The following is a 23,230-nucleotide window of genomic DNA, read 5'->3' as shown; positions in this document are numbered from 1 at the left end:
TATTTTATTTCTCTTTAGGCTATAAATTAAATAAATACTTTTTACTGTTGTGTTTACTGGTATTATATGTAATAAAAGGCTGCAGGGTTATTTATATCCCCGCAGCCTTTTTATACTGTGTCTTCAAAACAATAGGTAAATAGCCTTATTCTTCAAGTATTCTTTCTGCCTCTTCTCTGTATGCATCCATCACATATGGAATGCCTGATATTTTAGCCGCATCTTCGGTGAGAGCGATGAGGTCTTTTCTTGAAATTGTAGAAATTCTGAAGTTTCTTGACCCTGCCATGAGCTGCTGCAAACCTGTTTTGAACTTTTGAACAAATGTATAGATACCAATTGCGCCAAGAGGAATGTTCTTTATCTCATCACCATACTTTTCACGAAGCTCTTCATATGTTATAAAGATCTCTTCGGGTGTTGTACCATACTTCGATACTGTCTTTGGAAGATTGCCTTCTTTTAACCACTTTTCAATATTCTTGCCCACCATGCCTGGTATCATCAAGGCTCTTCCCATACAAACAGCTTTTACATATGGTGCACCCATTGCAATTGCTTTGAACACACCATCCTCAGTTGAAAAACCACCTGCAATTGCAAGGTCAGGAACCCTAAAGCCTCTCTTTGTAAGTTTTTCAGCAAACTGATATGCCAGAGCTTCCAAGTAGAATGTTGGAATTCCCCACTCGTTCATCATTGGCCACGGACTCATGCCTGTGCCACCCGGTGCACCATCAATTGTTATCAAATCAAGTTTTGCCTCAGCGCCAAACCTTAGTGCCATTGCAAGCTCAACAGCTGAATATGCTCCAGTTTTGAGTGTTATTCTCTTAAATCCAAGACTTCTGAGTCTTTCGATCTCTTTTAAAAAGCTTTCCTTTTCAACAAATCCAAGTCTGGAATGTCTTTCAAACTCTCTGATAGCACCTCTCTTGAACGCTTCCTGAACGTCTTTTTGTGTTGGGTCTGGTAAAACAACATATCCTCTCTTTTTGAGTTCTAAAGCCCTTTCTAAGCTCTTTACCTTTATCTCACCGCCTATACACTTTGCACCCTGACCCCATTTGAGCTCAATTGTGTCAAGCCCGTGTTTTTCAATGACATACTCTGCAACCCCAAGGCGAGTATCCTCAACATTCATCTGGACCAAAATCTCGCCCCAGCCTTCATAGAATCTCTTATATGTATTTATTCTCCTGTCCATCTCAGGAGACTTTTTGACCTTGCCATCTGAAGTAAGCTCAAGTTCTGGGTCGACTCCACACACATTCTCCCCACAAACAAGTGTAATTCCTGAAATAGCAGCACCAACAGCAAAATGTTCCCAGTTTTTGCGTGCGATCTCTGTTGAACCAAGGGCACCAGTGAATATAGGAACCTTCATTTTAACCTTCTTTTCCCAACCATACTCGGTTGTTGTGTCAACATTTGGGAATATAGCTGTATTTGGATTTGGCTCAACACCTTCAGGAAGTCCTTTTGCTCCAACAGCATAACCCTGAATGTTTAGATGTGAATAATCAACTGGATAATTCTTGTCAGCACCTGCAGTTACCTCACCAAACGGTCCTGGATACAAAACCTCTCTTCCTCTAAAAGACGCCAAAAAGATTTCACAATTCCCTTGACACCCATCCACACATCTTGTACAAATCCCTGACATTGGCACAACATCTTTTGAGCGGTTAAACGTTCCTGTTGCTTCATTTGCATTTGGCCTTCTTAGATTCATCTCAAAACCATCCTCCCTTGCTACAAAATATTTTTATTGAAAAATATAGTAAGCCAAATAAATTACAAATCAAAAGTGAATATTGTAAGTACAGAAACTGCTATCTTCAAAAATGAAAATAAAGCCCTCTTCGCTGGAATCTTGTACTCTCTCACTATGTATCTGACTTTTCCAGAAGGACCACATTCAATTTCATTCACATAATCAATCTTTATAGAAATATCTCCAAACTTGCTCTTAATACTTTCTACAAACCTGCCAACCTCACTTTCATCAAATCCTTTACCTTTTACAATCCTCAGCGTCATATTTTCCAAATCATGCTGAATAAGCTGATACTGCAAGACTCCTTCCATCTCTCTTGCTAATATATTAAAAAAATGACTATCATAAACTTGTCCATCTTTTGTCACAAACATTTCATCGATTCTTCCATCTATTTCTTTAATAGTAGGAAACCCTATACCGCAGTCACAGCCTTCATCGTCAAGAGTCACAACATCGCCAAGTCTGTATCTTAGCCTTGGCATTACATAATTGTGAAGATCTGTTACCAAAATTGACTTTCTCTTTTCCTTCTCTAAACCCTCGATATCCACAAACTCATAAAATCCTGTCAACGTCATCAAATGCAGCTTACTTTTTGGACACTGATACGCTATTATTCCGCCATCCCTTGCACCATATTCGTTTATTACAGGACACTTAAAAACTTCTTGAATTAAATCTCTTTGATATTCATATAAATTTTCAGCTGTAGTTACAACCCCTTTGAGTTTTAAATTCAAATCTATACCCTTTTCTTTTAAAAGATATGCAAGCTTATATGCTGCAGAAGGATATGCGTATATATACAAAGGTTTGAATTTCTTGATTCTTTTTGCAATTTCATTGATAGTCTTTTCGTTTATATCCCATGAAGAAATAATAAGTCTATTTTTCAGAATTCGTTCTTTAATCTTACTTTTTAAATCCTTAACACTACCAATGTCACTTCTTGAAGCCCAAAGCATCAGACACCTATCACCAATGTTTATCCCCCACCAAGAAAGTCCCAAATACCTTGCTGCTTCATACCACTCAACTGTTTCTCTATCCATGTAAAACTTTACAGGTTCTCCTGTAGACCCGCCTGTTCTATTTAAGATGCACTTTGAGAGATCTGCTTTTTCTGACAAGTAAAAATCTCTGTTTTCTGAAAACTCTTTTTTCTCCAAGATGGGAAATTCTTTTAAAGCCCTTTCTGGACAAGCTTCTATTTCTTTTTTGAGATAGTCGTACTTTTTATATGCTGGGACATGTTCAATACAATACAACAACAGCTTTTTGAGCTCTTCCCTTTGAACATCCTCAATTTTTTCTTGAGAAACTCTACTATTTTGTGACAAAATCCTTAGTTTCTTTCTTATTGTGTTTCCTTTAAAAATTTCCATTAAAGAAAAAAATACGTTTCTTATAAGCAATCCAATAAAATCCATATTCAAAACTCCCATTCCAACTTTTTTAATTTACTATTCAAATTATATCACACACTTCAAAAAACAAACAATAGATTAAATAATTTTAATCAGATTTTCGTGAAAAATAAATAAAAAAGTCTCTTACCCCTTTGTAAAAAATGGGCAAGAGACATCGAAAGCAATTACATTTTCTCTGGAGCGTCAACTCCAAGCAGTCTTAGCATGTTATTTATGACAATTCTTACACACTCAACAAGAGAAAGCCTTGTAAACATCAGTTCTTCATTTTCATTTTTAACTCTGCACGCGTTATAAAAAGCATGGAACATAGATGCTAAGTCTAAAAGATACTTTGTCACTCTGCTAACGTCTAAGTTCCTTGCCGCCATTTCTATTTCTTCAGGAAGCTCTAAAAGCTTTTTCAAAAGTTCAAGCTCTTCCTCTTGCTGCAAAAGTTCTACTTTTATTTTACTTTTATCTAATACAATCCCTTCTTCTGAAAGAGCTCTAATGATTCCGCATGTTCTTGCATGAGCATACTGGACATAAAATACAGGGTTGTCAAGTGTCTGCTGGGTCACAAGGTCTAAATCTATCTCAATGTGGGTATCTGCTGATTTTGTATTGAACATAAACCTTGCAGCGTCTTTACCTATCTCGTCAATCAGGTCAATAAGGGTTATTGCCTTGCCAGTTCTCTTTGACATTCTGACAACTTCCTTGCCTCTTACCAGCCTTACAAGCTGCATAAGAATAACTATGAGCTTTTCCGGGTCAATTCCGAGCGCCTTCATTGCAGCTTTCATTCTTGCAACATGCCCGTGATGGTCAGCACCCCAAATGTCTATCACAATGTCAAAGCCTCTTTTTTCAAACTTGTTTCTGTGATAAGCAATATCAGCTGCAAAATAGGTTGGAATCCCATTTGCTCTTATCAAAACTTCATCTTTTAAGCTCTTATCTATCTTTGATGCTGCAAACCACAGTGCCCCATCTTTTTCATACGTGTATCCTCTTGATTTTAAATCCTCAATTGTCTCAAAAACTTCTCCACTTTCATAAAGGCTGCTTTCATGAAACCATACATCATATTCTATGCCATATTTTCTCAAGTGCTCTTTCATAAGCAAAATATTTCTCTTTAGTGCAAAGTCAACAAGCTTTTTTCTTCTCTCATCCGAAGACAAATTCTCCAAATCATCCCCGTGCTCATCTAAATATTCTTTTACCCTTTCGATTATATCCTCACCATGATAGCAATCTTCAGGAAGAACTATATTTTCACCCTTCAGCTGTCTGTATCTAATCTCAAGGCTCTGTCCAAACTTTTCTATCTGGTTTCCAGCATCATTGACATAAAACTCCTTTGTGACATTGTATCCTGCCCATTTTAAAAGGTTTGCAAGGCAGTCCCCCAGCGCACCTCCGCGGGCATTCCCCATGTGCATGGGACCAGTCGGATTTGCCGAGACAAACTCAACCATCACTTTTTTGCCATTTCCAATATTTACTTTTCCATAGTCGTCGCCTTCAGACAAAATCACATCCACAACTTTGTAAAGCCAGTCTTTTTTGAAAAAGAAATTTATAAACCCTGGGCCCGCAACTTCAACCTTTTCAATGAAAGTATTTGATAAATCAATTGCGTTAACAATGCCATTTGCAATCTCTCTTGGATTTTTCTTAAGTTTTCTTGTAAGCTCCATTGCTATGTTCGTTGCAAAATCGCCGTGAGACTTCTCTTTCGGCTTTTCAATCATTATATCTGGAATGCTATCAAGCTCAAATATTCCTTTATCAATACAGCTTTTTATGGCATTTTGAACTACATCTTGAATCTGCTGTTTTGCAATTTTTACCAAATTCAATTTTTTACACCTGCCTCTTTGATTTTAAGTAAAAAGTCATTTTCAGACATCATATGCGAATCTAAATCTATGGCATACTCTACTAAAACTTCTCCACCACTATCATCCAAGTCAACTTTCATCTTCTTTGTATAAACTCCAATCATGATAACTCCCTGGTCGGTTATATATGTGGAGATGTGTCTTTTGCCAGGCTCAAATATAAAGGTTGATGTAACATCACCCCAGCGGATTAAGGTTATAAGGTCGGGCTGAATCTTAAAAGTTGTTGTCGTACCTGCAAGCCCGGTCAGTTCACTTTCCTTATATGTCACAAAATAACTTTCTCCTTTTTTATAGAACTTGCCTTCTGTGAAAAATTCTATGCTATTTTCAAAGCTGCTTACGGGGTATTCCTGCGTGCCTTTTACGTAAATCAGGACGTCTTTTTTCATATTTCCACACCCCAAAAAATGGCTATTTTTAGTACCTCTCTATGTCTATTTTCTCTTCACATTTTATCTTTTCATTTAAAAATATTGAAGCTACAGACTCAAATTTTTTGAGATTGTCACTTGCATAAAAATAATATGTTGGTTCTTCGCTGGAATTGTTTAGCATATCATTCTCTTTTAATACTTCAAACACCTGCTTAGCTGTCTCAAGTGCAGGATTTATTAGCATAACGTCCGGCAATACCTTTTTTATGACATCCTGTAAAAAAGGATAGTGTGTACATCCCAGAACAAGAGTATCTATTTCTTTTTCATTGAACTCTTCTAAGTACTCTTTCGCAACAAGATAAGTTACCTCTTTATCTGTCCACCCCTCCTCTACAAGCGGAACAAAAAGAGGACACGGCTTCGAAAAAACCTTTATGCTACTATCAAGCTCTAATATCTTTTTTTTAAAAGCCCCACTTGCCACTGTTCCTTCTGTTCCTATAACTCCTATTTTTTTATTTTTAGTAGCTCTTACTGCTGCTTCAGCTCCAGGTTCAATTACTGCAACAATGGGAATGTCAAATTTTGCTTTCAAAGCTTCATATGCATACGCAGAGGCAGTGTTACATGCCACAACCACTATCTTAACATTTTTTGATAGCAAAAACCTTGTGTTTTGCATCGCAAACTTTGTAACTGTTTCTTTAGACTTAGAACCGTATGGAATTCTTGCCGTGTCGCCAAAATACACGATGCTTTCATTTGGCATAAGACTTACAATCTCTTTGAAGACAGTAAGTCCGCCCAAACCAGAATCAAATATACCAATCGGTCGCAAATCCATAGTTATTTCAGCCCTCTTTGCTGTATTTTATGCTCTTTTTCTGTCTATTTTTCTCAATGGCAAGAGAAATTAGTTTATCAATGAGCTGAGAATATGGAATACCACTGAACTCCATAAGTTTTGGATACATCGAAATACTTGTAAAACCAGGTATTGTGTTTACCTCGTTGAAATACACTTTGTTCGTATCTTTATCAACAAAAAAGTCCACTCTTGCCATTCCGCAGCACTCAAAAATCTTGTAAATCCTTGCTGCCAAATCTTTTATCTCTTCAATAACTTCCTTTGGAAGTCTTGCCGGAATAATGAGCTCTGATGAATTATCAATATACTTTGCCTCATACGAATAAAACTCTCTTGACGGAATTATTTCTCCCGGCTCAGACACAAATACATCATCATTTCCCAAAACTGCACATTCTATCTCCCGAGCGTTTATAGCCTGTTCAATCAAAATCTTTGTATCATACAAAAAAGCCTCATGTATTGCCAAAGCAAGGTCTTCTCTATCTTTCGCTTTTGATATACCCACAGACGAGCCTGAGTTTGCAGGTTTTACAAAAACAGGATACGAAAACTCACTCTCTATTCTTCTTATGAAATAATCTTTTTTAGCTGAATATTCGTTTTTGTATACAACCAAAAAATGCCCCTGTGGTATTCCTTCTAAAAGCGCAAGCTTTTTAGCAAATGCTTTGTCCATGCATATAGCCGACGAAAGAACACCGCAGCCCACATACGGTATGTTAGATAACTCTAAAAGTCCCTGAACTGTCCCATCCTCACCATTCAGTCCATGCAAAACCGGGAACACCACGTCAATGTCGATAAAGGTAGCCTCGTTATCTTTTATTTTTACAAGTGCCTTTTTGGTTCTATCAGGAGAGACAAAACATTCTATAGAAAACTGAGTCCACTTGCTATCCAAATCTTCAATTTTGCCTGTGTACAAGAGCCATTTTCCTTCTTTTGTTATACCTATTGGAATTATTTCGTATTTTTCCTTGTCCATATTTTGCATAATTGATTTTGCCGAAACTATGGATATTTCGTGTTCTGTTGAAACTCCTCCAAATAAAACAGCAACTTTTAACTTGGTCATTATCAGAATTACCTCCAAAAATATGCTTTTTGTAAATTTATATATTCATCAAGCAGACAATTTTATTACATTTCAAGTTGCATTTTCTACAATCCAAGATAGCCTCTCACATCAAGCAAAATTTTCTCTAATTTCTGCTCATCTGGGCTTTCACCATAAATTCTTATAAGGTCTTCCGTTCCAGATGGTCTTACTAAAAACCACGACATATCTTCAAGTATAACTTTTAGACCATCTCTTGTTCTGTACTCTGTACATTTAAGCCCTGCCACTTCACTTTTGCCAAAATTTTTTATCCTTTCCAAAGCCTCTTCTTTTTTCTGAGAAGTTGTTCTCACATCAATTCTTTTATTATAAAGCTTCCCATACTCAGATTCAATGCTCTTTAAAATCTCTTTTGGAGATTTTTGAAGCTTTGCAACTGTCTCTGCAACCAAAAGGTCAGCCAAAATCCCATCCTTTTCAGGCACATGCCCTTTTATGGAAAGCCCTCCAGACTCCTCTCCACCGATTAAGCTATCTTCTTTCATCAAACATTCTGCAATATATTTAAACCCAACAGGTGTTTCAATGCAACGCATATTGTGCTTCTCTGCAATTTTGTCAAGCATAGAAGTTGTTGCAACTGTCCTTGCAATTGACGATGCTTTCCCGCGCGTTTTTATCAAATAGTCTGCAAGCATAAAGATTACTTCATTTGCCGAAATATATTCCCCGTCCGGATTTACAACACCAAACCTGTCTGCATCCCCATCTGTTGCAAGGCCTAAGTCAAACTTTTCGCTCTTTATAACCTCTAAAAGGTCTTTCATATTCTCCAGATTAGGCTCTGGCAAATGTCCACCAAAAAGCGGGTCGCGCCAATTATTAATTACCTTTACTTCACATCCAAGCCTCTTGAGCGCTTCATCAACATACCCTATTCCACAGCCATACATAGGATTTACAAGAACTTTTAAAGTTTTCCCTTCAAATGCCTTTTTGTCTATCAAGTTCAAAACATCATTTATATACTCTTCCTTGTGGTCAAAGTACTCAATGAGCTTCTCATCAGGATTTAAACTGCCAAGTCCTTCTTTCTGTATTCTTTCCACGTTTTTCACTATCTTATCTGTAATCTGTGTGTTGGCAGGACCTCCATAGTGTGGAATAAACTTTATTCCGTTGTAGTAATATGGGTTGTGACTTGCTGTTATCATTATTGCTCCGCTTACACCTTTTTTAACAACAGCATGTGCTAAAGCTGGTGTTGGAATCGGCTGTTTTGAAAGAAGAACGTGTATTGCATTGCTACTTAGAACCTCAGCACATACCTTTGCAAAATTTTCTGAGTGAAATCTATAGTCATAGCCAACTATTATTGTCGGGTTTTCGTAGTTTTCTAAAACATATTCGGATATCGCCTGAGCAACAACTTTTACATTCTCAAAAGTAAAATCGTCTGCTATAACTCCTCTCCAGCCATCTGTTCCAAATGTGATTTTTTTCATCTTTTTTACCCTCCTCCAAAAAAGATTGGACAAATATATTATAATATAGTTTGAAATTTTTACAATAAACAAAAAAGATGACCGGGCAATAAATAGACTGCCGGCCATCCTTCTTTGTTCATTTATCAGCTGGAGCCAAGTACTTTTCAATCTTCTTTTTAACCCTTTGAAGAGCATTGTCAATTGACTTTACATCCTTGTGAATCATATCAGCAATCTCTTGATAACTCCTTCCTTCAAGGTAAAGGCTCAAAACCTTGAACTCAAAAGGAGAAAGACATTCAGTAATAACATTTATAGCGTTTTCAAGCTCCTCCTTTGTAATCATAACCTCTTCGGGGTCAGAAATGAATGTGTCTGCTAACGTATCAATTAGCGTTCTTTCATCATTTTCTTCGTACACAGGCTTGTTAAGTGATATGTAGGTGTTAAGAGGAATATGTTTTTGCCTGCTGGCAGTTTTGATTGCAGTTATCATCTGCCGCGTAATGCACATCTCTGCAAACAATCTAAACGAAGGATATTTTGTCTCATCAAAATCACGCACAGCTTTAAACAAACCTATCATACCCTCTTGATAAATATCCTCCTTATCAGCTCCAATCAAAAAGTACATCCTGCACTTTGCCTTTACAAAGTTTTGATACCTGGAAAGAAGCTCCTCAAGAGCTTCTTTTACACCTTCTCTTGAATATTTAACCAATTCCTCATCTGGACATTCTTTAAAATTCAAAAGCCATTTTTGCAATGTCAAGGCAATATGCCTCCTTAAGTTTTTAAGCCTTGTTAAGAATTCAAAGAAAAACCTATCACAATAATTATATATTATTGCTAAAGCTTCTTTCAAGCTCATTCCAGGTTTTTTTTGAACTTCTCCAGTTTGCGAATAATATCATCTTCTAAAGCATCTTCTAATTTGCTATTTTTATGCATCTTTTCTTTTTCTTTCTTCTCGATTTCTTTTCTATAATGTTCAATCTCGTATATAAGTTCTCTTGGAGGTATTCTCAAAGCGCCATCTCCAAGTATCATAAGCTGTTCTAAATAGTCTGAGGTTACAACACCAATCTTTTCGTTTTTGCTATTCTTGTAAACATACTGTTCTATGTAGTTGTCAGCTGTCTCGCCCTCTTTTGTGAATATTACCTCTACATTGCTAAAGGTTTCTTTTTTACGCATAGCCCCTTTAACCAAGTGTGAATCAAACACAATAGTAATTTTATATCCTTTGTAACCAGAAAAATCTGCCAAAATGTCAATTAACTTTTTTCGTGCACTGTCCATATCATCTTCAGCAATTTTCCTCAATAGTTCCCATGCGTTTATAAAGTTGTATCCATCAACCATCAAGTGCACCTTTGATTTCTCCTTCTTTAAGTCTCTGTTTCAAAACCTCAAAAAATATGATACCGGCCGCAACAGACGCATTAAACGAATTGACATATCCTTTTTGTGGGATTTTTATCAAAAAGTCAGCACCTTCTTTCACAAGCCTGGAGATACCTTTTCCTTCAGAACCTATCACAATACATGTTGGAATAGTAAAATCACACTCATAAACAGGTTTTGGACTACTTGCATCTGCAGCAAACACCCATATGCCCTTCTCTTTCAGCTCCTCAATAGTCCTTCTTAAGTTTACAACCCTTGCAATCTTCATATACTCAACAGCACCTGCAGAAGCCTTTTCAACAGCTGGTGTCACAGGACATGAATTTCTTGCTTCAATCACAATTCCATGCGCTCCACACAAATGTGCAGACCTTATGATAGACCCAAAGTTCTGTGGGTCGGTTATGCCATCAAGCAAAACTAAAAAAGGGGCTTCTTTTTTCTGCCTTGCTTCAAATAAGATGTCATCTATATCGCAATATTCAAACTCGTGTGCAATGGCAATGACGCCTTGTGGATTTTTTGTCTGCGCCATTTTATCTATTTTGCTTTTATCAACAAATTTTACCACAACCCCACTTTGTCTGCAAAGGTCTATTATCTGGGCAGTCTCTTTATCTTTTGCTGAATTTGAGATATACACCTCTGTTATCTTAGCTCCGCTTTTGAGCGCTTCTTTCACAGGATTTTTGCCTTCAATAGTCCTCATGTTCTTCCCTCTTTCTCCCAAGATACTTTTCCCTGACCTTTTCAATCTCTCCACAAGAGAACTTTCCTTCCGGGCAATAGCCAAGTCCTATGCATTTAGGACCTGCAAACTTGAATATGTTTGGAGCAACCTCTTTTACAAGCTCTAAAATCTTGTCAGCAACAGCCCTTATCTCCCACTGAGCTCTGTTGCAGCACCTTTCGCTAAAAAAATGTAAAAGCTCTCTTGCGTTCATTGTCATGATAATCTTTGTTTCACAGGCATTTGGAAGAACATATCTTGCATCCTCTATTGCCATTTTCTCTGCTTTTTTTAAAGCCTCTTTCTCTGAAATTCCTTGCATTTTAAATCTTTCAATGTGCTTTTTTTGAAGCTTTTCAGACAAAATAGCATAAGCTTGTGAAATCTGATTCATGGTGTCTATAAAAATATTTTTAAGCTCTTCATCTTCTTCTATGCTTGGCGGAACAACATAATCAAACCCATCCATCTTGACATACCGCTGAGATTGCTGTGAATACGAAGCAATCCTGTGACGGACAAGCTGGTGTGTAAAGCTTCTTGAAACTCCTTCTATCCCAAATGTAAAGCTTACATGTTCTAAGGGTGACTGATGCCCCACCTCTACCAAAAAATTCAGAAAGTTTTTAACTGTCTCATCATCTAATCTTTCGAAGATATTCTCAATGGTTGCATTAGAATAACAAAGTTTTGCAGCAGTTGCAACAACCTTTTCAGGCTCCGGTGTGTGGGATAAAAGAACAATCTTAAACTTCATAGCTAATTCCTCCATGTACAATAATTGCATTTTGCTGGTATAAAAATAAATGAAGTTTTGTGATAAAATTATTGTATCACAAAAAGGGGGCAATTTTATATATGGGAAAGCTATTTATTACGCCTAAACAGCAAAACTTTGTTTTAATAGGCTTTGATTTTATTAAAAATCATATGCCTTTTTCTGACGGGGAGTTTGTGAAGGTGTACATATACCTTAAATATCTTTTCCAGAACAAAATTGAAGCAGTTGAAATAGATAGGGTTGCAAAGGAACTAAATCTTCTTGAGAGTGATGTTGTTAAAGCACTCGAATTTTGGGCACAGAGAAACCTAATAAGGCTTTCCAAAGACGTTGATGGCAATTTTTCAATTGAGTTTTTGGATGAGATGTTTGCATCTGAAAAGGTTGAAAATTCTGTAGCACCCCCAGTTTACACAACAGAAGATTTATCAAGATTTTTTGAGACAGATGAAAAGTTTAGAAACCTTCTTGAATTTGCCCAAAAACAGTACTGCAGGACATTTAACAAAAGTGATATTGATGTTTTGCTTGAGATTTATGACTGGCTAAAACTGCCTATTGAGGTCATATACCTTTTAATAAACTATGTTACAATAAATAAGAACAATAAAAATCTGAAATTTCTTGAACAAATGGCAATCAAATGGAAAGAGCTTAACATTGACAGCATTGAAAAAGCTGAAGAATATATAAGGTCACAAGAAGATACAAGCAGAATAAAAAGGCTTGTTCTTCAGTACCTTGGAATATACAACAGGGCTCCGACCAAGGTGGAAGATGAAATTATGAATGTATGGATAAACGACTGGAAAATACCAGAAGATGTTATTATGTATGCTTTGAGCCTTGTGAAAAATGTAAACAATCCCACAGTGAATTATGTTAATGGTATAATAAAAAAGTGGTATGAGGTGGGGCTAAAAGATTTAGAATCAATCAAAAAGTTTGAACTTGAAAATGCTCAGAAGAAAGAAAAGACCAAGAAACAGTCATCAAATAAAAAGAGCCTTCGTGAAGAAAGAGACCCATCTACATACACTGCATTAGAAGAACTTTACAAAAAAGCCTTGAGAGGTAATGCAGATGATGACGAATAAAAAAGAAATATTAGAGACGATAGATAGAATATACAAACAAAGACGCTACAATGCAGAGCTCTCAAAAGAAAGAAAAATTAGGAAACTTTGTGAAAAATCAAAAGAGTTTGCCGATATATGTGACAAAATAAAATTAGCTGGGCTGAAGTTATCAAAAGCATCATTGATGGAAAACAAAGAACAAATAGCTAAATACTCCAAGATTTTAGATACACTTATTTCAAAAAGGACAAAACTTTTAATTGACATGGGTTACAGCAGCGATTACTTAGAACCAGACTATGTGTGTAAGGCATGCCATGACACAGGTTTTGTTGTCTCAGACGACAAAGTTGAGGTTTGCAAATGCAGGACCCAGCTTTTCATTGAACTTTTGTATGAACAGAGCAAGCTAAAGGATATTTTAAAACATCATAATTTTGACAATCTCAACTTGGATTTCTACTCCAAAGAAGTGGATGTAAAAGAAGGTCTATCACCATATAAGAACATGCTCAAGATAGTCGAAGAAGCGAAAAAGTTTGTGGAAAATTTTGATAAGCCAAATCAAAAAAATCTGTTGTTTTATGGGCCAACGGGCCTTGGCAAGACGTTTCTTGCTCACTGTATTGCTAAGGAAATCATTGATAAAGGCAAAACAGTAATATTCTTAGATAGTATCTCTTTCTTTGAAATATTAAAAGACAAATATTCCAAAATGCTTCGGCTCTATGACGAAGTCAGTGATGAAGAATACAAAAGTCTTGAAGAGGTTGATCTTTTGATCATTGATGACCTTGGAAATGAGGGAAAAAATGCTGAGTTCTGCCATGGCGTTTTTCAAAGTTTGCTGGACAAAAGACATCTGTTAGGCAAAAAAACGGTTATAACCACAAACTACAGCCTTGATGGACTTGTAACCGTTTATTCGCAGTTCATAATGGGAAGACTTCAAGAATATTTTATGTTTTTGCACCTGTTCGGAGAAGATGTGAGGATAATAAAAGCAAAGCTTCAGCTTGAAAAGAGAACTTCAGAGATATCATAGAAGGATTTTTTTACAATATGAGCTCAGCACTTTGAAGGAAATATCAGAAAGAAAAAGGTAACCAGCTTGAAATTTTGCCGGTTACCTTTATTTTATAGCAAAAAGCAGTTCACCTTCACACACAATTTCACCCTCAACATATGCAAATGCTTTTGCCTTGCCAATCGAACCTTTGAGTGAAATTAGCTCTGTCTCAATCACAAGAACATCTCCAGGTTTTACAACCTTTTTAAACCTTACCTTGTCAATACCTGCAAAAAACGGAGTTTTGCCTTTGAACTCATCTTTTGAAAGCATTGCAACCGCTCCAACCTGAGCCATCGCCTCAACAATCAAAACGCCCGGCATTACAGGATTTTGAGGAAAATGCCCCTGAAAAAACGGTTCGTTTATTGTTACATTTTTGATTCCCTTCGCTCTCTTGCCTTCTTCAATTTCTACAATCTTGTCAACAAGTAAAAAAGGATATCTGTGAGGAAGAACCTCGTGTATCCTGTTAATATCGTACATCAATGACCTCTTCCTTTCTAAAATTTTCAAAATCAAGTTTTACACCTTAAGTACAAATACCAAAACAAAATAGACAGCCATTAAAATCAAACCTATCGGAACTCCAATTTTTGCCCATTCTTTGCTTTTAATTTTGAATTTTCCCGCTGATATTATATTTGGTATATTCCCAGGTATTAACATTCCCCCACTTACAATCATTCCAAGAATAATAGCTCGGACTTGTTCATTTGTCATATCCTTGGAAATTTCTGCAGCTGCCAGGGTAGCGTTATCAACGATAGCAGAAATCATGTTTACCCAGTAAAGAATTTTAGCATCCAACTTTATAATGTACAAATCTATCAATGGTTTGAAAGCTGTTCCTAAAAGTTCAAGTGCGAACACAAATATAAAAACCTTGAAAGCTCTCAAAAAAACATCCTTAATTCCCTCTGTATTTTCTATAAATTCATCTTTATCTATTTTATTTGCCTTTTTAACAACTAAAGCTGCTAAACATGCCATCAGCAATATTGTGATAATAATTTCTAATCCAATAGCTCTTGCTAAATAGAAAAAATCTGCTTTGAGTTTTGAAATAGTAATTGTTGCTAATGGCTCACCCACTGGTGTCAATGCAGCACCAAATCCAATTGCAAAACATGCCAATACAATAACCTTTAATTTAGTATTCCTATCAAGTGGCATGTGATGCATGATTTCGGTTAATAATAGTGACGCAATTATCGCAGTAATAAAACTTGAACTTAACCCCAACATAATAATTACAATGAAGATAAAAAGCTGGATTGAGATCTTGTGAGTCAACAATTCTATCATTCTGTTTATTTTATCTCTAAAGAAGAAAAACAACATCCCTGCTATCAAAACAGCAAAAGTTATATAATAGAGCAATCGATTTTTAAATATGTGCTCAATTAAATCTAAGCTCATCTGCTTAGAGATAATAACACCAATAATGCCCATTATAAATAAAAAATACTCTAAATTGTGCTCAACTGCCTTAACAAAAAAAGGTAAAAATAAAATAATCAAAAGTAGGACTATTAACCCTGTAATCATTACTCATTACTCCTTTCGAAATTTTTGCCCAAATTAGTTGCTTTTGATAATATTGTGTTCTTTGGTTATTATTTGGTATACTTGCGAAAGAATATAATTCAATCTTTCATTATTATTTTCTAAATACAGATAACCAATTAATGCTTCAAGGGCTGTAGCATATTTATAATCACTTAATTTTGCGTTCTTGGGAATAGTTTTAGTTTTTGCATTTCTACCTCTTTTTACAATCCTCCTTTCATTTTCATCAAGTTCTTCATACAATTTTTTTATAGCCATTGCTTGACTTGAAGCCCTTACATACATAGTGGTTTTTAAATAATAAAGATAAGGAGTTAAATTGGGATTCTCTGCTATCACCTTATTTCTCACAAATAACTCATATACTGCATCTCCAATATAAGCATATACTAAAGGACTGAGCAACCTGTCCTCACTCTCTTTCAAATCCGTTTTTAAAATATCCAAAAACGCACTCTTTATTAATCAGCTGTTCCAAGTACCCTTATTGTATTGACATAAGGGTCAGCTGTCCCCTGAAGCTGGCAGTCTTCTTCTTTTAAAAGCTTTATATAATCAACAAGGTCTTTTGTAATTCTCTCGCCCGGCAAAATAAGTGGTATTCCCGGTGGATATGCCATAACCATCTCACCTGAAATCTCCCCAACTGCATTTTCAAGCTCAACAACTTTTTTTGAGCTGTAAAATGCATCTCTTGGCGATACAATCACCTGTGGCGAGTGCAAAACTATTGTTGGAGTTTTTACATCCTTAACACCAAGTTTCTTTGCCATATCACGCAGCGCCTCAATTAGCTTTTCAACACTCTCCTGTGTATCTCCTAAAGAGATTATAGCCAATATATTATAAAGGTCAGACATTTCTACTTGGATGTTATATTCATCTCTCAAAATTCTTTCAGCTTCATATCCAGTTATGCCAAGCCTTCTGACATTTATCCCAAGTTTTGTCTCATCAAAGTCATAAACGCCCGGCGTGCCAATTAGTTCTTTTCCAAAGGCATAAAGTCCTTCAATCTTGTTTATCTCCTCTCTTGCCATTCTGGCAAGTCTCAAAGTCTCTTCTAACATCTCTTCACCATACATTGCAAGCTGTTTTCTTGCAACGTCTATAGAACACATTAAAATGTATGAAGAGCTTGTTGTCATAGTAAGGTTCAAAACCTGCTTGACCACCTCTGGCTGAATCCTGTGACCACGCAAAAGAAGCACAGAGCTTTGAGTGAGCGATCCTCCTGTTTTGTGTGTAGAAACTGCACTCATGTCCGCTCCAACTTCCATTGCAGTGAGCGGAAAATCGTTATGAAATCCCATATGTGCACCATGCGCTTCATCTACCAAAACAGCCATTCCAAACTTGTGAGCTGTCCTTGCTATGGACTTTAAATCACTTGCAACACCATAGTATGTGGGGTTTATAACAAAAACTGCTTTGGCATGAGGATGTTTCAATATTGCCTTTTTTACATTCTCAATTGTAACACCCATAGTAATCCCAAGCTCTTCATTGACTTCTGGCTGAACATAAACAGGAATTGCCCCGCTTAGGATTATCCCGCCAAATGCACTTTTGTGTGCGTTTCGAGGTAGTATTATCTCATCTCCAGGTTCGCATGCCGACATTATCATTGTCTGAACACCGGATGTTGTGCCATTTACCAAAAAATATGCATACTGAGCACCAAACGCGCTTGCAAAAAGTTTTTCAGCTTCATAGATGACACCGATTGGATTGTTTGCATTGTCCAAATCTTCCATACCGTTTAAGTCCATGAGCATGACGTTTTGCCCAACAAATTCGGTAAACTCTTTAAGACCTCTTCCATATTTGTGCCCTGGAACATGGAACGGTATTATGTTCTTTTCAATGTGTCTTTTTACAGCATCAAATAAGGGTGTTTTGCTCTGGTCCTCCTTTGTCACCTTATTCTGCCCTGCCTCCATTCCTTTCTCTATATTTTTTAATTTTCTGATTGATAATTATACCACACTGCAATTTTTTTAAAAGTACTTTTTTACTCAAAAGTTACGCGGCTCACACCCTCAATCAGATATAGATCTGTAATAAGCTGGTTGATATTGCTATCTGGCAAAACTAAAGCTTTATAACAAACCTTTTCAGTCTCTTCATGCATAAATTTAATATCCTTAATTGTCGCAGAATGTGCAGTCAAAATTGAATCTATCTTTTGAATAGAACTTTTTAGATTGTGCCCCTCGACAATTATTGACCTTAAAATCCCTTTTGATACAAATTTTACTTCAAACTTTTTTAATAGAATCAAAGTAAGATATACAGCAGCTGTTGCTAAAAAAGCTCCTTTGTAATACCCAATTCCAATTGCAAGACCAATACACGCAACAGCCCACAGAGTTGCAGCAGTGGTTAAACCTTTGACTGTAGCACCGTCTTTTATAATTGTCCCTGCACCAAGAAAACCAATCCCTGAGATGACCTGAGCACCGAGCCTTGCAACGTCAATATTTGCATGGCTTTTGTAGTATACATTATATATATACTCTGATGTCATCATAACCAGAGTAGAACCAACGCACACTAAAATATGTGTTCTAAAACCTGCTGGTCTGTGGACATTTTCACGTTCAATACCTATAAGCCCACCTGCTAATATTGCAAATATGATTTTCAATATATCCTGTAGCATCCAAAATTCCCTCACAGCAGCAAGATTATATTTATATTTTATACTACATATTTCGGGAAAATTAAAGAGGCTGCTCTCTCATTTCTTTACAGAGCAACCTCCTCAAATTAAATATATTTGAGCTGTCTTATATAAACTCTACAATCTTCAAAACAGCACAATCATTAACCATAACAACTCTGCTGCCTTTCTTATCAATCTCCACACCTGCTCCTGACAAAGCTTCTATCTTTAGAGAATCAAAATACAAACTCCATGGTTTTTTCGTATCCCTTATCTTTGTCACATAAATAACATCTCCGTCCCTTCTCACTTCAATTTCAACTTCTGCCTTACCTTCTGTATTTCTTACCTGAGATTTTACAGTTTTCCCACTATCAAGATGATAAATATTCAACACCACATTATCAGCATAATCATAATCGGGCTTTGTGTCTACACTTCCCATTGGGATTATAGTATTTGGTTTTGCTAAAAGTGGAAGGCTAAAATAGCCGTGCTTTTCTTTTCTCCACTTGCCACCCTCAATTTTCTCACCTGTCAAGATATTTGTCCAAATCCCTTCTGGCACATAATACTCAACATATCCATCTTCTGAAAAGACTGGTGCAACTAAAAGGCTATCCCCAAGCATATATTGCCTGTCAAGATAAAGGCACGCTGGGTCGTCCGGAAACTCTAAAACCATTGGTCTCAAAACAGGAATTCCTCTTTCTGTCGCCTCACACGCAGCTGAAAAAATGTATGGCATAAGCCTGCATTTCAATTTTGTAAAGAACCTAAGAACATCAACCGCCTCTTCATCATAAAGCCATGGAACTTTATAGGCAGAATTTCCATGAAGTCTGCTGTGGGAAGACAAAAGTCCAAATGCCACCCATCTTTTGTAAAGGTCTGGTGTTGCTGTGCTTTCAAAACCACCTATGTCATGACTCCAAAAACCAAACCCGCAAAGTGAAAGTGAAAGACCACCCCTGAGTGTCTCTGCCATGGACTCATATGAGGCCAAACAGTCTCCGCCCCAGTGCACAGGAAATTTCTGGCTTCCTGCTGTTGCTGACCTTGCAAAAACTACTGCATTTCCCTTACCAAACGCCTCTTGAAGCGTCTCAAACACAGTCTTGTTGTAAAGGTATGTGTAATAGTTGTGCATCTTTTGAGGGTCAGAACCATCAAAGTATACAACATCTGTTGGAATTCTTTCACCAAAATCTGTCTTAAAACAGTCAACCCCCATTCTAATTAGATATTTGAGCTTTTCTGCATACCACTTGCATGCCTCTGGGTTTGTAAAATCAACAATAGCCATACCAGGCTGCCAGTCATCACACTGCCAGACATCTCCGTTTGGTTTTTTTAGAAAATATCCTTTTTCCTTTCCCTCATCAAAAAGTTTTGAAAACTGAGACACATAAGGATTTATCCAAACACAAATTTTAACTCCCTTTTCTTTTAATCTTTCAAGCATATTTTTTGGGTCTGGGAAAACTCTCTTGTCCCATTCAAAGTCAACCCAGTGCATATCCTTCATCCAGAAACAGTCAAAATGAAACACATGAAGTGGAATATCTCTTTCAATCATTCCATCTATAAAGCTTGTGACTGTATTTTCATCATAGCTTGTTGTAAAAGAGGTTGTGAGCCAAAGTCCAAAAGACCATGCAGGTGGTAAAGAGGGTCTTCCTGTGAGTTTTGTATAGTTTTCTAAAACACCCTTCATGTCATCTGCGCCAATGATGAAGTATTCCAAATACTCGCCTCTTGTAGAAAACTGAACTCTTTCAACATTTTCAGATGCAACTTCAAATGACACTTTGCCAGGATCATTCACAAAAACACCATAACCCCTGTTTGTTATATAAAAAGGAATATTCTTGTAAGCCTGATCTGAAATGGTTCCACCATCTTCATTCCATATATCAATTGACTGGCCGTTTTTAACAAATGGTGTAAACTTTTCACCAAAACCATACACACACTCACCAACACTCAAAGAAAGCTGTTCTCTCATGTAAGCAGTATTATCAGGCATGATTGCATAACCAAGATATTTACAACCATTTTTTGTTAGATATTTATCTTCGTAGTAATATATTACTCCCCACTCGCCTTTTTTATTAATGGTAGCTTTGAGCTTTCCACTTGTTATTACTATATTATCTGAAAAATCTTCTATGCAAGGACAATATCCTTCTTCTTGGTAAAATTCAAAATAAGGCTTTTTGCTTTTTTGACCCTTGTAGTGCCAAATCTGCACTCTTATAACATCCTTAAAAGGTGAAGAGAATCGTATGGTAAAAACAGGACCTTGAAGTGTTTGCCCTCTGTTTGTAATGAAGTGAGCTGGTGCAAAAATAACAACTGAATCTTTCGAAATTTCATAATCATACACATGGGCTGGATGATATAATCTTACCCCTTCTTTGACACGCCAAAAGCCATCTGTAAATTTCATTAGTCATGCCTCCTTGAGCTTATCGGAATATATATTTTGTATTATGATTATACAAAATTTAATACTTTATTTCTCAAAGCATTTTGCAAAAAAGTATTAATACTTTGCCATAACGAAGAAATTAGGTATTTTTGAGAAAGTATAAAAGAACTTTCGGCTTATAATCTCTTTTTACACTGTAAAGATCTTATTTCACTATATTTGTTTTTAAAACACTCTCATCAAATATAGCTTATACTACTGCAACTTTGTTCTAAAAATGATATTAGTCCTTGCAAATTTTAAAATTGATTTAAAAATTCAACTTTATTATTTATAAGGCTTTAAAAAAACTAAGGGTGGACATTCAGGAAAATATCCACCCCCACACTTGACAAAGTACAAAACTTTTATCTTCTAAAACAATCCAATACTGGAGCACTTTCTCTTACAAATACAGGTACAACCTCTAATGGAGCATAATAACTATCAATCCATTGTCCACCTTCATATATTTTGCCATAATTAACATCTACCCATTTCACCCCAGCTGGTAAATACACTCTTCGAGACGTCGCACCTTCATACAAAACTGGAGCTACTAAAATGTCTGGTCCAAACATATATTCATCCTCTATCTCCCAAGTAATATCATCTTGTGGAAAATCATAAAACAATGGTCTCATAATCGGAGTTCCTCGTTCATGAGTTAGCTTAAATTGTTCAGCAATATAAGGACGTAACCTTTCTCTTAAGAATAACAATTCTTTAATTATCTCATAAGCTTTATCCCCAAAACTCCAAACTTCATTTGGACCACATGTGTCAAAGTCATGCATGCCTGTATCATTATTCCCTACATCCTGAGCTGTAGGCTCACGATAACCATGTAATCTGCATACTGGACAAAAAACTCCATACTGGAACCAACGTACAATCAGTTCTTGAAATTTTGGATCTTTAGGATCTCCACCAAAAAATCCGCCTATATCCGTGGTCCATAAAGCAATACCAGATAAAGCCATGTTCAATCCAGCTGCAACTTGCTTCCGGAGAGTCTTAAAATTTGAATGGATATCTCCCGACCATACCAACGCTCCATATCGCTGGCTACCAGCCCATGCACATCTCACCAAATTTAACACGTCATTAATTCCCTCTTTTTTTAGACCTTCATAAAAAGCCTTCGCATAATAGAAAGGATAAATATTCCCTACTTCAAGACACGGCCCTAAGGAATATCTATAGTTATCAAAATCATAAACACTATATTCGGGTTCAGCTTCATCAAGCCAAAAGATCCTTATACCATACTTAAAATAATTTTCTTTTACTTTGTTCCACACATACTCCCCAGCTTCAGGATTTGTAAAATCTACAAAGACTTCATTACCTTGACACAGCATTTGTGTCCGTATACCCCGATCTGTTTGCACTAAATATCCTTTTTCCTTCATCTCTTGGTAGTTGCAACTTCTTGGATCAACAGTAGGCCAAATTGAGACCATTACCTCTATACCCATATCTTTGAGTTCTTTCACCATTTTCTCAGGATCCGGCCAATATTTTGGATCAAATCTCCATTCACCTTGCTGTGGCCAGTGGAAGAAATCAATAACTATAACCGAAAGCGGTAATCCCCGTTTTTTATACTCACGAGCAACTTCTAAAACCTCATCCTGAGAGTGATATCTCAGTTTTGATTGCCAAAATCCTGTTGCAAAATATGGAATAGGTGGATATCGTCCAGTTACTTCCGTATAGTTCTCAATAATTTCCTCAATATTTTCTCCTGTTGTAACCCAATAATCTATCGTTTTGGTAACTTCTGCTACCCATTGTGTTCCGTTTTTGGCAAATGTCACTCTCCCTACCGCCGGATTATTCCATAAAAAACCATACCCACGATTCGAGATAATAAAAGGAACCGTCGCTTGAGAATTCCTTTGAGACAGCTCAAATTCACAACCTTTTAAGTTCAAAAAAGGCTCCTGATGTTGTCCCAACCCATACATTTTTTCGTCATTGCAGCCTTTGAATACAACCTTAGCTTTATATAATCCGCCTGGTATTGGTTTAAGTTCTCTACCAGGAATCTGTAGCGAAATTTTATTATTTTTATCGATCCGAGTTTGCCAATATTCTTCTAATAACACATCACCTTTGCTGTTTTTAATTTTTATAAAGCCATATTCATTTATCTCAGCAATTACATTGCCATTTCTAATAAAACCTGAATTACCATTTACTTTAACCTCAACTTCAGATGAATTTACAGGTAATAACGCCCAATTTTCCTCAGGCATCTTTGCCAGCCTTGTACAGCGAATCCTTAAAGCATTTTTACCCCATGGTTCAATCCAAATTGTCTCGCCATCAAACTTTCTAATAAGCTTATTGTCAGTAAATGTTAATATACTCATCAATAATCCCTCCTTACCTGAATTATTAAGTTAGCCTTTTGCAAAAACGCTCAAGATGAGCGTTATCAAGCTTTACATAGAATCAAAAAAGACTGGTCACCCTCCTCATAATTGTAGTAAAATATGATTATATAAAACAAATTTTCTACTATGAGGAGGGTTCC

Annotated in this window: 20 protein-coding genes; 2 read left to right on the top strand and 18 right to left on the bottom strand. The window is 36.4% G+C overall.

Annotated elements, in window-relative coordinates; all coding sequences use genetic code 11:
• Positions 1-145: 145 nt before the first annotated feature.
• From CALHY_RS03665 to thyX, 11 genes are all read right to left on the bottom strand, one after another.
• Positions 146-1,735, bottom strand: a complete 1,590-nt coding sequence (locus tag CALHY_RS03665) for an FMN-binding glutamate synthase family protein (protein ID WP_013402659.1) — start codon at positions 1,733-1,735, stop codon at positions 146-148.
• Positions 1,736-1,797: 62 nt separating this feature from the next.
• Complete coding sequence (locus CALHY_RS03660; RefSeq protein ID WP_013402658.1) at positions 1,798-3,213, bottom strand: phenylacetate--CoA ligase family protein; 1,416 nt, start codon at positions 3,211-3,213, stop codon at positions 1,798-1,800.
• 164 nt (positions 3,214-3,377) lie between these two features.
• Positions 3,378-5,063 (bottom strand): arginine--tRNA ligase, encoded by a 1,686-nt coding sequence (gene argS, locus CALHY_RS03655; protein WP_013402657.1) that lies wholly within the window; start codon positions 5,061-5,063, stop codon positions 3,378-3,380.
• Positions 5,060-5,497, bottom strand: coding sequence for a DUF1934 domain-containing protein (locus CALHY_RS03650; RefSeq protein ID WP_013402656.1), 438 nt, complete (start codon positions 5,495-5,497; stop codon positions 5,060-5,062). The genes argS and CALHY_RS03650 overlap by 4 nt, the downstream gene beginning before the upstream one ends.
• A 28-nt stretch (positions 5,498-5,525) precedes the next feature.
• Positions 5,526-6,329 (bottom strand): glutamate racemase, encoded by an 804-nt coding sequence (gene murI / locus CALHY_RS03645; protein WP_013402655.1) that lies wholly within the window; start codon positions 6,327-6,329, stop codon positions 5,526-5,528.
• Positions 6,330-6,336: 7 nt separating this feature from the next.
• On the bottom strand, positions 6,337-7,431 hold the full coding sequence (locus tag CALHY_RS03640) for a D-alanine--D-alanine ligase family protein (RefSeq protein ID WP_013402654.1): 1,095 nt from the start codon (positions 7,429-7,431) through the stop codon (positions 6,337-6,339).
• 86 nt (positions 7,432-7,517) lie between these two features.
• A complete protein-coding gene (locus CALHY_RS03635; protein WP_013402653.1) occupies positions 7,518-8,921 on the bottom strand; it encodes a phosphoglucomutase/phosphomannomutase family protein in 1,404 nt (467 codons plus the stop codon).
• A gap of 118 nt (positions 8,922-9,039) precedes the next feature.
• Entirely contained in the window at positions 9,040-9,675 is a 636-nt protein-coding gene (locus CALHY_RS03630; protein WP_041723310.1) for an RNA polymerase sporulation sigma factor SigH, read from the bottom strand.
• A 95-nt stretch (positions 9,676-9,770) separates the two neighbouring features.
• A complete protein-coding gene (locus tag CALHY_RS03625; protein WP_013402651.1) occupies positions 9,771-10,277 on the bottom strand; it encodes an NYN domain-containing protein in 507 nt (168 codons plus the stop codon).
• Positions 10,261-11,022 carry a 23S rRNA (guanosine(2251)-2'-O)-methyltransferase RlmB gene (rlmB, locus tag CALHY_RS03620; RefSeq protein ID WP_013402650.1) on the bottom strand — a complete coding sequence of 254 codons (762 nt, stop codon included), beginning with the start codon at positions 11,020-11,022 and terminating at the stop codon, positions 10,261-10,263. The genes CALHY_RS03625 and rlmB overlap by 17 nt, the downstream gene beginning before the upstream one ends.
• Positions 11,009-11,800: an FAD-dependent thymidylate synthase gene (thyX, locus tag CALHY_RS03615; RefSeq protein WP_013402649.1), complete on the bottom strand. Its 792-nt coding sequence runs from the start codon at positions 11,798-11,800 to the stop codon at positions 11,009-11,011. The genes rlmB and thyX overlap by 14 nt, the downstream gene beginning before the upstream one ends.
• A gap of 101 nt (positions 11,801-11,901) precedes the next feature.
• On the opposite strand from thyX, the gene CALHY_RS03610 reads away from it, so the two are divergent.
• Together CALHY_RS03610 and CALHY_RS03605 are read left to right on the top strand one after the other, a co-directional pair.
• Positions 11,902-12,921: a DnaD domain protein gene (locus tag CALHY_RS03610; protein ID WP_013402648.1), complete on the top strand. Its 1,020-nt coding sequence runs from the start codon at positions 11,902-11,904 to the stop codon at positions 12,919-12,921.
• Positions 12,908-13,948 (top strand): ATP-binding protein, encoded by a 1,041-nt coding sequence (locus CALHY_RS03605; protein WP_013402647.1) that lies wholly within the window; start codon positions 12,908-12,910, stop codon positions 13,946-13,948. Before CALHY_RS03610 ends, CALHY_RS03605 begins: the two co-directional genes overlap by 14 nt.
• Before the next feature lie 87 nt (positions 13,949-14,035).
• Here CALHY_RS03605 and fabZ read toward each other — a convergent pair whose 3' ends face one another.
• From fabZ to CALHY_RS03570, 7 genes are all read right to left on the bottom strand, one after another.
• Entirely contained in the window at positions 14,036-14,458 is a 423-nt protein-coding gene (fabZ, locus tag CALHY_RS03600; RefSeq protein WP_013402646.1) for a 3-hydroxyacyl-ACP dehydratase FabZ, read from the bottom strand.
• A 39-nt stretch (positions 14,459-14,497) separates the two neighbouring features.
• A complete protein-coding gene (locus CALHY_RS03595; protein ID WP_013402645.1) occupies positions 14,498-15,523 on the bottom strand; it encodes a DUF1646 family protein in 1,026 nt (341 codons plus the stop codon).
• Positions 15,524-15,556: 33 nt separating this feature from the next.
• Positions 15,557-15,991, bottom strand: coding sequence for a Mini-ribonuclease 3 (locus CALHY_RS03590; protein ID WP_013402644.1), 435 nt, complete (start codon positions 15,989-15,991; stop codon positions 15,557-15,559).
• A gap of 14 nt (positions 15,992-16,005) precedes the next feature.
• Positions 16,006-17,487, bottom strand: a complete 1,482-nt coding sequence (locus CALHY_RS03585) for an aminotransferase class I/II-fold pyridoxal phosphate-dependent enzyme (RefSeq protein ID WP_013402643.1) — start codon at positions 17,485-17,487, stop codon at positions 16,006-16,008.
• Between the two features lie 71 nt (positions 17,488-17,558).
• Positions 17,559-18,209 (bottom strand): MgtC/SapB family protein, encoded by a 651-nt coding sequence (locus CALHY_RS03580; RefSeq protein ID WP_013402642.1) that lies wholly within the window; start codon positions 18,207-18,209, stop codon positions 17,559-17,561.
• Between the two features lie 127 nt (positions 18,210-18,336).
• Positions 18,337-20,664: an alpha-xylosidase gene (gene yicI / locus CALHY_RS03575; protein WP_013402641.1), complete on the bottom strand. Its 2,328-nt coding sequence runs from the start codon at positions 20,662-20,664 to the stop codon at positions 18,337-18,339.
• Positions 20,665-21,053: 389 nt separating this feature from the next.
• Positions 21,054-23,066: a glycoside hydrolase family 31 protein gene (locus tag CALHY_RS03570; protein WP_013402640.1), complete on the bottom strand. Its 2,013-nt coding sequence runs from the start codon at positions 23,064-23,066 to the stop codon at positions 21,054-21,056.
• Positions 23,067-23,230: the final 164 nt, after the last annotated feature.

Origin of the sequence: Caldicellulosiruptor hydrothermalis 108, assembly GCF_000166355.1 — a bacterium.
Lineage (GTDB): Bacteria > Bacillota > Thermoanaerobacteria > Caldicellulosiruptorales > Caldicellulosiruptoraceae > Caldicellulosiruptor > Caldicellulosiruptor hydrothermalis.
Note: the sequence above shows the minus strand (reverse complement) of the source record. Positions and strands in the feature narration are given on the sequence as shown.

Bases quoted from the DNA above. Each gene is read 5' to 3' on its own strand.
- CALHY_RS03660 (WP_013402658.1), bottom strand. From the start codon at position 3,213: ATGGATTTTATTGGATTGCTTATAAGAAACGTATTTTTTTCTTTAATG.
- CALHY_RS03610 (WP_013402648.1), top strand. From the start codon at position 11,902: ATGGGAAAGCTATTTATTACGCCTAAACAGCAAAACTTTGTTTTAATA.
- CALHY_RS03580 (WP_013402642.1), bottom strand. From the start codon at position 18,209: ATGCTACAGGATATATTGAAAATCATATTTGCAATATTAGCAGGTGGG.
- thyX (WP_013402649.1), bottom strand. From the start codon at position 11,800: ATGAAGTTTAAGATTGTTCTTTTATCCCACACACCGGAGCCTGAAAAG.
- fabZ (WP_013402646.1), bottom strand. From the start codon at position 14,458: ATGTACGATATTAACAGGATACACGAGGTTCTTCCTCACAGATATCCT.
- CALHY_RS03665 (WP_013402659.1), bottom strand. From the start codon at position 1,735: ATGAATCTAAGAAGGCCAAATGCAAATGAAGCAACAGGAACGTTTAAC.
- CALHY_RS03650 (WP_013402656.1), bottom strand. From the start codon at position 5,497: ATGAAAAAAGACGTCCTGATTTACGTAAAAGGCACGCAGGAATACCCC.
- yicI (WP_013402641.1), bottom strand. From the start codon at position 20,664: ATGAAATTTACAGATGGCTTTTGGCGTGTCAAAGAAGGGGTAAGATTA.
- CALHY_RS03570 (WP_013402640.1), bottom strand. From the start codon at position 23,066: ATGAGTATATTAACATTTACTGACAATAAGCTTATTAGAAAGTTTGAT.
- murI (WP_013402655.1), bottom strand. From the start codon at position 6,329: ATGGATTTGCGACCGATTGGTATATTTGATTCTGGTTTGGGCGGACTT.
- CALHY_RS03640 (WP_013402654.1), bottom strand. From the start codon at position 7,431: ATGACCAAGTTAAAAGTTGCTGTTTTATTTGGAGGAGTTTCAACAGAA.
- rlmB (WP_013402650.1), bottom strand. From the start codon at position 11,022: ATGAGGACTATTGAAGGCAAAAATCCTGTGAAAGAAGCGCTCAAAAGC.
- CALHY_RS03595 (WP_013402645.1), bottom strand. From the start codon at position 15,523: ATGATTACAGGGTTAATAGTCCTACTTTTGATTATTTTATTTTTACCT.
- CALHY_RS03585 (WP_013402643.1), bottom strand. From the start codon at position 17,487: ATGGAGGCAGGGCAGAATAAGGTGACAAAGGAGGACCAGAGCAAAACA.
- CALHY_RS03635 (WP_013402653.1), bottom strand. From the start codon at position 8,921: ATGAAAAAAATCACATTTGGAACAGATGGCTGGAGAGGAGTTATAGCA.
- CALHY_RS03605 (WP_013402647.1), top strand. From the start codon at position 12,908: ATGATGACGAATAAAAAAGAAATATTAGAGACGATAGATAGAATATAC.